Here is an 11,647-nt window from a genome sequence, read left to right as displayed (position 1 = left end):
GTATATACCCTTTGCATCTCTTTTTTTTATTAATTTTTTTATATTTTTTATAATATATTCATAGTGAAAACGACCGTTATTTATACAATCCAGGAATATAAAAATTTCTGGATATTTTTATATTCATTTTGTATAAAAACTGTGTATAATAATCTATTTATATTATTAAAAAAGTGTTTGAGTTTTTTTACATATCGTAGTTGATTTTAAGCACACTTTAAATGATTTCGTGATAGATAGTCTTTTAAAGACAAAATAAGGAGCGTATAAATATGGCCAAAATAGGATATGCAAGAGTAAGTACTAAGGATCAGTCGTTAGATCATCAGTTAGATGCATTGGAACAGTTCGGATGTGACCGAATATTTTCAGAGAAAGCCAGTGGTAGAAAAATAAATAGAACCGAGCTTGATAATTGTTTAGATTATATGAGAGAAGGAGATATGCTGGTAATCACGAAACTAGACAGACTAGGCAAAACAACTAAACAACTAATCGAACTAGCGCAGGATCTAGAAAATGAAGGAATTGAATTATTTATAATAGATAATAATATTAATACCAAAGATGCGATGGGCAAAATGTTTTTTACTATGATGTCAGCTTTTGCAGAATTAGAAGCAAATCTATTAAGTGAAAGGACAAAAAAAGGTTTAGCAGCTGCTAGATCAAGAGGGCGATTGGGCGGTCGACCATCTATTTCGGAAGAGAAAAAAGATTTAATTATAAGATTATATAATAGTAAAGACTATACTGGGGAAGAAATAGCAAAAATGGCTGGTGTGAGTAGAGGCACAATTTATAATATTAAAAAAGAAATGAAACACAATGATAAGTAGGAAAAGACAATGTAATGAATGAAATAAAAGCATGCGATGAAATCAATACAATAGAAGACATATAAATTAATCCTCCTTTACAATATAGAGGAGGATTAATTTATGTTATATTCAGGAAATATATACTTGAAGAATGTTTATTTACAAACAATGAACTGGTGTTTAAAAACTAATAATAAGTCAATAATCATTCTGTAAATTGAATATGACTATTGAAAATTTAATTCTTAATCCCTAGGTTGATCCATCTTTTTTTGAATATTATCATTAGCAGTATCTGTATGGCTAATATGGCAAATAAATATAATACTATATATAGTATGACTTCTATACTCAAAGTATAGTTAGAAGTAGTATACATTTTTTCTACCATACCATAAAAATTATTTGATGCATCAAAAGGTGCGAAAAAAGAAAGGTTTTTTGAGATTGCAACTAAAATAACACTTGTAATCCAATATACAATACTGATGCCTATACTGATTAAAATATTTTTCGAAAATAATGAGATTAATCCTATTATTAATATGTATTGGAGTGTTACAGAAGAGTAAAGAAATAACGAAATAAATAACTTAGAAAAATCACTATATATGAATGAAACAATTACTAATATAATGAAGATTGAAAGAAATGTTTCAATAAATAAAATTATGATTTTTCCATAAAAAAATGAGAAAATATTTTTGTCAATCAAACGATAAAATAAAATATTTTTATCACCATAATCTTTGTTGATAAAGTAAGATATTACAAACGAAAAAAGTAGAAATCCAAACTGTGTAAGTACAGTATAAGTGCTAAAAAGAAACTCTCCTTGATTTAAACTTTTTACCTTATCAATTCCTACTGGCAAGAAATATCCTAATAAAAATGAGAAACATACTACAAGAAATAGAATATAGATAATTTTGTTAGTCAGACTTTTTTTAAATTCTAGCATATTTTTGCTCCTGTTTAATCTTCATTTATATAATCCTCTATTATATTTTCTTGAGAACTATATTCTTCTATTATTTTATTATGCAAATAGAAATAACATCCAGTCATATTTTTTAGATCTGATAGGTTATGAGTAATATTAATAATGATTTTATCTTTATTTATATTGATATAATTCATAATAAATCTTTGTATTTCAGTTACAGTGGTTTTATCTAGTGCATTAGTGATTTCATCTAGAATAATGATATCTTTATCTTCACAAAAAAATGACAGCAATTTTAATTTTTGCTTTTGTCCATCACTTAATTTTCCGATTAATAGATTTTTATTAATATTATTAAGATTCAACAAGTCCATAAGGTAATTTAAATGATTATTATCAAATTTACGCTTTAAAACTTTGATTAGATCTTCAGAAGTAATATCTTTTGGTACATTGGAAATACTAGATATTAATGTAATATTATCTCCAATATTATAATTAAAAGAATTTATATATAAATCAATTGCAAATTGTGATTTTCCTACACCATTTTTTCCAAGTATATGATTGATTTTCCCTTTATGAAACTCTAAATTAGAGTTTTGAATTAATATATTATTCTTCATTCTTAAATTGTAATCTTTTATTATCATATTCAATCTTCTTTCTTATAAATAAAATAGTATCCAGTTAAATACAGTATGTAGAACCATTAGTATACTTAACAATTGAATTATTTTGATAAATTTACTGTTTTCTTTTCTATCTGTAAATTCATCCATATCTAATAGTGTTATCAATGTTTTATAACCATCTGAATTTAAAAATGGGGCAATATTCCATACCATATCTAGCATAAAATACATATATCCTCGAGTCAATGCTTCATCATTTATCCACCTAATATTTACATATTGGATAAAAGTCATAAAAATTAAATTTGTTAATATACCACTAATATGTACAAAAATTTTTTCATTTTTCGAAAGCATGTATATTTCGTTCATTTGAACATAGAATGAAGGAAATATATAGTAATTTAATTTAATGCCTACTTTATTGAATTTTTTTCCGAAAAGCTTAAGGCTCAATATATGACTTAGTTCATGCAGAATTAGATTTATTATGAAGTAACTAGCCATAACAAACACTGTCTTATAGGTATCAGGTAATGGTCCAATTTCTTTTTGAAGTAGTGACACATTTATATAGTTATATATAAATAACACCATTATCAGAGTAAGAAAAAAATATATAAAATTTTTACTTAATTTCTCTTTATAGGGATAAAACAGAGTAGCGTCGAGAGTATCAATTTTTTTTGATTCTAATTGAAAATATTCCAGTTTATGTTTATCTTTAATATACAATTTTTTCTGACAAATAATCTCAAAATCATTATCCTCGTACTTTAAAATTCTCATATTGATATTCTTTCATATAAGGAATAAAATATTGAATCTTTTCTTCACTGTCAAATAAGTTCTTACAGATACTACATATACTAGAAAATTCATTTTTAATGTTGAATTCTTCTAACATTTGATTCTTTTCTAAGATATTGATAAACCAATTGAAACTTTCTTTTCTAATTATATAAAGTAATAAATTTGTATATAAATAATTAACTGTGTCATCAAAGCTTTGGTTTTCATCATACCTTAAAGATAATTTTGTTTCAAAAATACCTGGAGAACAACATGGATAAATCTCTCCATCATGATGATATACTACTTCATATCCGGGACAATTTAGAGCTACCTTATTATCTAGGTTATATATAGAATGAATACTTGAAGGCTCAATGTGTTTTGCTTCACCTACATCAATTAAAGGAAATTTAGTCACAGCTATGCCTAATATAGCATCATCTAATTCTTTTAGAATATTGTTAGACATTTTATCTTTTGTCACAGCCACACTTAAACTAACAGAAATGCCATCTACTTGTTGTGCATATTTTAATATATTTTTTACATTGTTAGTTTTAACAAATGGTTTATGAAACTCATCATGACTTATAGTTAAAGCTTGAACATTATATTTCTTCATATCATTAAAGTACTTTTCGACTAACCTTTTACTACCACCCCAAAATCCATTGCTGATAACAGTTATTGCTTTACCATACGGTAAAATAAGCTCGTATAATTTAAGTAAAAATTCATAATCTAAAAAAATTTCTCCGCCAGTAAAAGATATCGTTTCTATTGTTTCATTTTCACAAAATTCTTTTACAAGTTTTATAATATAGTCGTTCTCCATTTTTATAGTTGATTGAGGTGAGCACGAAAAACAGCAATGATCACATTTAGCATTACATTTAGAAGTTAAATTTATAGTTACAATTTTATTATACATATCATTCTTCCTTATTAATAAACTCGAAAATATCAATGTTAGGATATTTTCGAGTTTATATGATTATTTAGTGTGCACTACCAGCTATCCAACGATTTTTATCTGATTTTACAAAATACCATAAGTCATTTACCTTGGCTAATTTTTTACCATCATCTAATAATGATTTAACTTGTAAAGACTGCATAGCTTTTGATTGAGAAAGCTTTTTTTCTTCTTTCATTTCTTTTCCTCCTCTTATTGTATTTCTTACGTAATAAATATTACATAATAATGGAATAAAAAAAGTGATTTTTGTCACCATTACCATATTTTTAAATGAAATTGTATTATTTAGAATGGAACTCTATATTTTCAGAGAATGACAGTGGTAGAAAAATAAATAGAACTGATCTTGATAAATGTTTAGATTATATGAGAGAAGGAGATATGCTGGTGATAATAAAATTGGATAGACTAGGTAGAACAACCAAACAACTAATCGAACTGCCACAGTATCTAGAAAATGAAGGAATTGAATTATTTATAATAGATAATAATATTAATACCAAAGATGCGATGGGCAAAATGTTTTTTACTATGATGTCAGATTTTGCAGAATTAGAAGCAAATCTACTGAGTGAAAGGACAAAAAAAGGTTTAGCAGCTGCTAGATCAAGAGGGCGATTGGGCGGCCGACCATCTATTTCGGAAGAGAGAAAAGATTTAATTATAAGATTATATAATAGTAAAGACTATACTGGGGAAGAAATAGCAAGAATGGCTGGTGTGAGTAGAGGTACAATTTATAATATTATAAAAGAAGTGAAACATAATGATAAGTAGGAAAGGACAATGTAATGAATGAAATAATTGTTAAATGTAACTATCTAAACAAAATTCCTTTACAGTTAATAGAAAAAGTTCAGCCGAGAGAACTTAGTAGTCAAGAGCTCGCATTTATCCAGCTAATTGATTCTTATACTTCACATTATAAATCTATATAAGTGTTAATCAAAAATAACACTTATAGTTCAATTAGTATTATTACTAGAGTTTTATTTGAACATTATATATATATTAAATATCTACTAGAAGCTGATACAGAGACAAGAGCAAAAAAATTTTTATTTCATGCTCAACATGAGCGTGGAAAGATATATGAGAATATCTACGTTGATAATGATAGAGGCAGTGAAATAAGGAAAGAATTTAATTTAGATTACGAAGAAATACAAAAAATTGTTAAAGAAACAAACTATATGCAAGAAAAAGAAGAATTTATTATTGAATACAAAAAATACTACAAAACAAAAGGAACTGGTATAATCATAACGGTAATATAAATAATTTTACTAAACTATGTGAATACCTAAACGAATCAATATTATATGAAATTCTTTATCAATCATGGTCTTTATATGTTCATGTTAGAGGGAATAAGAACTTCAATCTTACAAATACTGATTCCAATAACGCATATTTAGAATTAATAGAATATGATTCAATCGAAACAGATTTAATAATTAAATCTGTACAAAGGTTGACTATAGAGATAGTAAGGTTAATATATGAAAAATATAAAATGAAAAATGAACTTACTATCTTTAATATAAATATTAAAAATAGAGCTGATAATATAATTAAGAATAGAAGATGAATATTATCATAAAATAATGAGAATAAAATAGAGAGACATAGGACATTTATCCCTATGCCTCTCTATTTTATTAATGTCTAACAAGTTAATACTTTTGGGGCAAAGAATGTTGTTACCGCTCTTGCTGCTATTCGTTGTTTGGTACCGTATTTTGAGGAACTAGCAATGACAGAAGCTGTTGCTAATAAAATTCTATCGCAATTACAGTTACCCCATCCGTAGTTAGCATAACATCTATCATGAGCTTGACAAGCTTTATCCAATGTGTCTATAGGACTGCCTCCCTTATCGCCTTTTCCACAATATTTGCCATAGACAACAACATTGAAAGAACGAGTTGATGTTTTGTTAATCTCCTGATTTTTTAACTTTATGTATTCTTCGATAAAAAGTTGATCATTTTTACTTAATTTATTATTTCTAATTTTTTCCTTATTCAAAATAAACATTCTATAAGAATCTTGTTGTATATAACTTTCTGCAAATGCCCTATCCTGAATACTTTTTGAAAGAGCTGCTTGGAACTCACTATCACTCATTGAAGCTCCTTGATTTGTTACAGCAAAGGTTGGTTGTGGCAATATTAGTGTTAACCCAAGTAATATCAATAGAATATTTAAAATTTTTCTCATCTTTTTCTCCTTTTCTATTTTAATTTGGAAACATAAATCCGATTACTATAACCATGACTGGGACAACTAAAGCGTTAAAAAGATTTAATATTGCACTAAAATAAGCTAACTTATAAATTTCTTTTTTATAGATATAGACGCTGATAGCTAATAATATCGAGGAAGATATAGAAAATATAAATAGTTTTATATAACCTTCAGTTTCTGGTAAAAGAAATGAAAATAAGCTGAAGAAAAATAAATAGTTCAAGATATTGATAATAATTATAAAATTTCTCACGGAAACAGCCTCCTTATCATAAGAAATTATTGTATCATTGCAGTATTCCAATTTTTTTTAATTGAAATATATCATATATTTAAGAAATTCTCATTTTAGTATTTTCTGAATACTCTTTATATTACTATTATACATTCAAATATCAGGAAATCAATATAAAATTATACAAATATTGTATTTGTAAAGAAAGTAAAAGTTTATAATTGAAAAATAATAACTTTGAGTAATAAATATATTAATTCTTATATTTTAAATATATTGAAATTATATATCTTACGATAGCCCAAAAAAATCAATTTCGATGCGTTAAAATCGCTTTCTCAGCATTGAAAATGCTTGAAAATAGCGAACGTATGTTCTATAATTAGGCGAAAGAGGTGGTTTATGATGATTAGCCATAAAGACATTATGGAAAAATACGAATGTGTAATAATTGATGAAATAACATTTGAGATTCTAAAAGATTTATATCATGAACGTAAATTTGTACTAGAGGATCTTCAGACTAAAAAGGAACATATCGTAAATATGCTATGCAATTTTGATATATCAGATGAACAAGTTTTAGCTGAAGCTACGATGGTTCCTGTAGGAACTTTATTTGAATTAGATGGATTTGATAGTTCAGGTATATCATACTGTATGGTATATAAAGCAGGTGAATCACTTGAAAACCCATAATCTAAATCCACTGCATCCAAAAGTCCCGGTTGAGTTAGAGACAGTGACAAATTATAAAAAGATACCAGGAGAATATTTATCCAGGAACATCCCAGAAGGTCGAAAAATGATAAAATGGGCCCCATTTGCAACGATGCCACAACAATTCGAAGACATAAGAAAACAAATTGAACAACAAACTAAAGAATTTATGCCTGATTTATCTCAAGAACAAATAGACGATATTAACAATAAATTAAATCATTATAGTAATAAGGCATCAGCTTGTTTTATCTATTACTATGAAGATGAAAAAATTCATTTATTTCAGACAGTCATAAATAAATTAGATGAATATAATATGAGAGTAAATGTCTTTCTAGTCGTACAACAAGAGTTTAAGGATTTAGAATTTAATAAAATAATAGAGATTATATAAATTCGGTTATTGAACCGAGTTTTTGAATATATAAGGCAATGAAACCCTGGTGAAGAAATCCAATTCACCAGGGCTTTGATTTTAATAAAGAAACAGACATATTCATTAACGATCATGTTTATTTCTCTTGATGTCACTAGGAGAAATAGATATAACTAACAAATATCAGTATAAATATCTTTAAGTTTAAAGTAGTATGGACTATCAAAGTCATTACGAATATAATCATGATTCAAGTGATTATAAAATTCAATCAATCCTTCTTTTACAGCATGATTGAATTCATTTAAAGGTAATGAATATGTTGTACGTTTATCTTTTTCTTCTAAAATTGTAAGAACAATATTATTTTCTTTTTTAAATGTATAAATTTCAAAATCTACATCTAAATATGAAATTATATACTCATTCATAATAGTTGCTTGATATAAATCATACCATAGCATATATAAGTCACCAGTCTGAACATGTTTGTCTACAATTATATTTCCACTGTCTTCAATACAAATACTACCTTCAAAATATCCTTCATTATCTTCATTACTAAACAATTCAACTTTTTTAAAATCTGCACCGATTGGAATAAGAGAAAGTCTTCGCCCTTCAGGTGTTAATCGGTTATTTTTGTAATTATATTCTAAGTCATTCAAATATATATTATAAGCAAATGTTGTAATTCTCAAAACATAGCCCTCCATTTTTAATTAGGGTAGAAAGAAGATATTTTACCACTTGAGTTAATAGAAATCTTATACTTAACTTTTCCGCTTGTAGTATAAACATTTATTGATTTTTCCACTTTTTAAAGCTTTATTAATAGAGGTTTTATTATCTCTAATACCTTTTAATATGATAGATTTTATTTGATTGATACTCAAACTAGGATCTATCATTGTCTTTTTTCCACCAGTCCAATAGTTAGGATGATGATTCTTCAAAATATGTTGCATTGATGCCTTGCTAAGTGTAACTTTTTTACTTCCAACGTTAACAGTAGCAGGTTTAAAATTAACGAGTGCTTTCGAAGCTGCCTTTGAACTTTTTTGATAAAAAGTTCTTTTACCTATTTTCATTATTACTTTTTTTCCAACTTTTTTAACTGTATATTTTACTGCTATTGCTCCGACTAGCCAAACTAATGGAGCAACCTGTAAGTTGGCTTCTGAGTAGTTCACATGGTACTGTTCTTTAGTATTTAAGTCTAAAAAGTAGCTAATTTCTTTATTATCCATATCGTAGCATCAAAAGTTTCACTACCAGCTGAAGATCGAGCTGGTGTTCAACTAATAAAGCAATACAAGGGTAAAGCTACGCCGACAAGTCGCCCTTGTATTGCTTTATCATTGATGCTGACTTCTATTTGTAAAAATTAAATACGCAATCTTACGACACACAAAAGATTGTTGTTGAAAAATGGAGGGAAGCAAAATGGCAAGTCCAAGTTTGTATGAAAAGCTCAATATAAAAAAAGATGATAGTATATACAAAAGTGTATACATACATTCAGACGATTACACTGAAGAAGGTTATCCTGTAGTAGAAATTGAAGCACATGATGGATTCTTTTCAGATTCAATCAGAACAAAATCAAAATATATCAAGGTGAGAAATCAAATAATGAAAAAGGTATATAAATACATGAAAAAAAGTGGAATTGATGAAACCTGGATAACTTTCTATACTAAGTATGGTAGAGAAGATCATCTATTATACGAAGAATTCATGAGAGAAAATCACTTGATAAAATAAGAGTCACCTGAGGCATTTATCATCCACGTTTAAAGGTGCAGATGATAAATGTTATATATTTAAATACAATATAAAATGAACCAAAAAGTATGGAACAAACACTGACGTGTTTGGGCTTGTGTTGATTTATCATTTTACAATATATATGAAACTCTTTTCCTAATAAAAACACTCCTATTAAATTCATTAAATGATAGGAGTGTTTTTTATTTTGTATTATTAATTGGAGTCAGTTTATATCATTTCTTTTTATTTTCACTTTCTAAATTATCTGTGATATCTCTTACAACTATAAAGCTATAGATTGTACTGATTAATGTAAATACAATAATGATTATTAATAACATAGTTACAGAGAAATCTTCTGTGAATGGGGAAAAAGTTAAAGCTAAAAGTAATATTGGAACTAGTACTCCAAAGTACTGTAGGATAAATCTAACATTTTTTAATTTGTTGTACATTTATAACACATCCTTTAAATACAAGGCTTATATTTCTTTTGAGCTGCGTTTAAACATGTAATTTGTGCATGACTAGCAGTTACTAAAAAACCTGGAAAACTAGATTTAATTCCTGATTTAACTAATATTGTAAATCCTTTTTTCCAGCTTTTATTCATAATAGCATCTACAAAACTAGTCATAGCTTGAACAGGTCCATAGGCTGCAATCATTTTATTCTTTACACAAGTATTGTAATAATTATAATACTTAGGATTTTCTTTTTTTCCATATAAAGTCCCACACGCGGTAACGCCACCACTTTTTTGAATTTCTAAATTATAAGTTTTATTTAAATTTTCTAACCCATTAGTACCATTAACTTTTTTAAGTTCTTTAAGTACTTCGCTTTTATAAGGATTATTTTCTAAAGATTTTTCTATGGACTCGAGATTATAAGATACCGTCCCATCTGGATTAGCACTTGAATATTTTTTCATTACATCTAGAATTTGATTTGCATTGTAATTACTAATATCATTGGTAGTATTTGCTTTTGATACATCTGGAGTAATAAATGCGAATGTAATTACTAAAACTAGTAAGCAAAGAATTCCTTTAAAAGTATTTTTCATTATACAATCTCCTTTAAATTTATTTTATGTAGTAATATTACCTTATAAATCTAAAAAATGGAAGTTTCGTTTTTCATAAAATTCTGTATATTAATATAAATTTATATTTGTAGAACATCTTTTCAGATATTGATATATATAACAGATGCAATATGAGTACGGTAACCACTATCATCTATCTTATGTATTTTATATTAAGCTGGCAAAAATTCCTGTATCTATTATGAATATTTTTATGATACTACTGTTTTCCTTATAAATATATTCTCATGGTAGATAATGGAACAAACACTGACGTGTTTGGGATTGTTCCGATTTATCATTCTACAATCTAGCAGAACCGTATCACTGTCAGCTAAAGCAGACGTTCTACTAACAGAAGATTGCAAGGGATCACTACGTTCAACAAGTTGCTCTTGCAATCTTCTGCTGTTCTGCAATGATTGTCTAATGAAATCAAAATCTGCACAATCTTAAGTGATTAAGTAACGATTGATAAATCAATCGTTGGAAAGGCATTGAAGGAACTTATCTGAAGATAAGTTCCTTTTTATTTAAGATTTTTCCAACACTCACGTGCTTTTATTGAATTTACATAATTTTTAACTACTTAGACTAGCACTGAAGTTTCACTACCAGTTAAAGATCAAACTGGTGTTCAACTAGAAAAAGTAATACAAGGGTAAACGCTGCAACTCCACTACGTTCCATTGCCCTTGTATTATTTTTCAGTCAATGCTATTTCTAATCCGTAAAAATTAAATACATAAATTCAAAAGCACAAGTTCGTGTATTTGAAAAAAGGAGAAGATTAGTATGAACTTTGACAAAACAAATTATATCTATGAGATTAAGGATGTGAAGCAGTATTACAGAAAAACACGTGACGAACGCATTAAAGTGAAAGGTCCTGAAAATGTGGCAGACTACTGTAAAAAACTGATTGGTAATTCAGGCACTGCACCCTTACTAAGGGAGCTCAATAAAAACACTATTTTCTAGGCTGCTAATTTCCTATATTCTATAGGGGATAAGTAGCCTAGTT

15 protein-coding genes and 1 pseudogene are annotated in these 11,647 nt (G+C 27.2%); 7 read left to right on the top strand and 9 right to left on the bottom strand.

What is annotated here, in order from left to right:
- Positions 1–272 precede the first annotated feature (272 nt).
- Complete coding sequence (locus tag CD152_RS09880) at positions 273–839, top strand: recombinase family protein (RefSeq protein WP_086039090.1); 567 nt, start codon at positions 273–275, stop codon at positions 837–839.
- A 220-nt stretch (positions 840–1,059) separates the two neighbouring features.
- On the opposite strand, the gene CD152_RS09875 is transcribed toward CD152_RS09880, so the two are convergent.
- From CD152_RS09875 to CD152_RS09855, 5 genes are all read right to left on the bottom strand, one after another.
- Positions 1,060–1,782: an ABC transporter permease gene (locus tag CD152_RS09875; RefSeq protein WP_101031814.1), complete on the bottom strand. Its 723-nt coding sequence runs from the start codon at positions 1,780–1,782 to the stop codon at positions 1,060–1,062.
- A 14-nt stretch (positions 1,783–1,796) separates the two neighbouring features.
- Complete coding sequence (locus CD152_RS09870) at positions 1,797–2,420, bottom strand: ATP-binding cassette domain-containing protein (RefSeq protein WP_086039088.1); 624 nt, start codon at positions 2,418–2,420, stop codon at positions 1,797–1,799.
- Between the two features lie 15 nt (positions 2,421–2,435).
- Positions 2,436–3,191 (bottom strand): zinc metalloprotease, encoded by a 756-nt coding sequence (locus tag CD152_RS09865; RefSeq protein ID WP_103214724.1) that lies wholly within the window; start codon positions 3,189–3,191, stop codon positions 2,436–2,438.
- Positions 3,166–4,128 carry a YydG family radical SAM peptide epimerase gene (locus CD152_RS09860; protein WP_086039086.1) on the bottom strand — a complete coding sequence of 321 codons (963 nt, stop codon included), beginning with the start codon at positions 4,126–4,128 and terminating at the stop codon, positions 3,166–3,168. Before CD152_RS09860 ends, CD152_RS09865 begins: the two co-directional genes overlap by 26 nt.
- 67 nt (positions 4,129–4,195) lie before the next feature.
- Entirely contained in the window at positions 4,196–4,351 is a 156-nt protein-coding gene (locus CD152_RS09855) for an epipeptide YydF family RiPP (RefSeq protein ID WP_086039085.1), read from the bottom strand.
- Between the two features lie 125 nt (positions 4,352–4,476).
- On the opposite strand from CD152_RS09855, the pseudogene CD152_RS09850 reads away from it, so the two are divergent.
- Positions 4,477–4,953: pseudogene (locus CD152_RS09850) on the top strand (recombinase family protein); the annotation flags it as partial.
- A 161-nt stretch (positions 4,954–5,114) separates the two neighbouring features.
- Positions 5,115–5,453, top strand: a complete 339-nt coding sequence (locus CD152_RS09845) for a DUF5677 domain-containing protein (RefSeq protein ID WP_101031815.1) — start codon at positions 5,115–5,117, stop codon at positions 5,451–5,453.
- A 391-nt stretch (positions 5,454–5,844) separates the two neighbouring features.
- Here CD152_RS09845 and CD152_RS09840 read toward each other — a convergent pair whose 3' ends face one another.
- A complete protein-coding gene (locus tag CD152_RS09840) occupies positions 5,845–6,399 on the bottom strand; it encodes a phospholipase A2 family protein (protein WP_103214722.1) in 555 nt (184 codons plus the stop codon).
- Between the two features lie 664 nt (positions 6,400–7,063).
- Between CD152_RS09840 and CD152_RS09830 the strand changes: the two genes are divergently transcribed.
- On the top strand, positions 7,064–7,360 hold the full coding sequence (locus CD152_RS09830) for a hypothetical protein (protein WP_232237545.1): 297 nt from the start codon (positions 7,064–7,066) through the stop codon (positions 7,358–7,360).
- Complete coding sequence (locus tag CD152_RS09825) at positions 7,338–7,778, top strand: YolD-like family protein (protein ID WP_407943926.1); 441 nt, start codon at positions 7,338–7,340, stop codon at positions 7,776–7,778. The genes CD152_RS09830 and CD152_RS09825 overlap by 23 nt, the downstream gene beginning before the upstream one ends.
- 155 nt (positions 7,779–7,933) lie before the next feature.
- Here the strand turns inward: CD152_RS09825 and CD152_RS09820 are convergent, their stop codons facing one another.
- Both CD152_RS09820 and CD152_RS09815 read right to left on the bottom strand, forming a co-directional pair.
- Positions 7,934–8,461 (bottom strand): hypothetical protein, encoded by a 528-nt coding sequence (locus tag CD152_RS09820; protein WP_103214720.1) that lies wholly within the window; start codon positions 8,459–8,461, stop codon positions 7,934–7,936.
- A gap of 72 nt (positions 8,462–8,533) precedes the next feature.
- Positions 8,534–9,010, bottom strand: coding sequence for a hypothetical protein (locus CD152_RS09815; protein ID WP_103214719.1), 477 nt, complete (start codon positions 9,008–9,010; stop codon positions 8,534–8,536).
- Positions 9,011–9,206: 196 nt separating this feature from the next.
- On the opposite strand from CD152_RS09815, the gene CD152_RS09810 reads away from it, so the two are divergent.
- Positions 9,207–9,527, top strand: a complete 321-nt coding sequence (locus CD152_RS09810; RefSeq protein ID WP_101141027.1) for a hypothetical protein — start codon at positions 9,207–9,209, stop codon at positions 9,525–9,527.
- 475 nt (positions 9,528–10,002) lie between these two features.
- Here CD152_RS09810 and CD152_RS09800 read toward each other — a convergent pair whose 3' ends face one another.
- On the bottom strand, positions 10,003–10,602 hold the full coding sequence (locus tag CD152_RS09800; RefSeq protein ID WP_103214718.1) for a hypothetical protein: 600 nt from the start codon (positions 10,600–10,602) through the stop codon (positions 10,003–10,005).
- Between the two features lie 816 nt (positions 10,603–11,418).
- Between CD152_RS09800 and CD152_RS09790 the strand changes: the two genes are divergently transcribed.
- On the top strand, positions 11,419–11,604 hold the full coding sequence (locus tag CD152_RS09790) for a hypothetical protein (RefSeq protein ID WP_197932724.1): 186 nt from the start codon (positions 11,419–11,421) through the stop codon (positions 11,602–11,604).
- Positions 11,605–11,647: the final 43 nt, after the last annotated feature.

Source organism: Macrococcoides caseolyticum (assembly GCF_002902665.1).
Taxonomy (GTDB): domain Bacteria; phylum Bacillota; class Bacilli; order Staphylococcales; family Staphylococcaceae; genus Macrococcoides; species Macrococcoides caseolyticum.
This window is presented reverse-complemented; position numbering and strand designations above follow the sequence as displayed.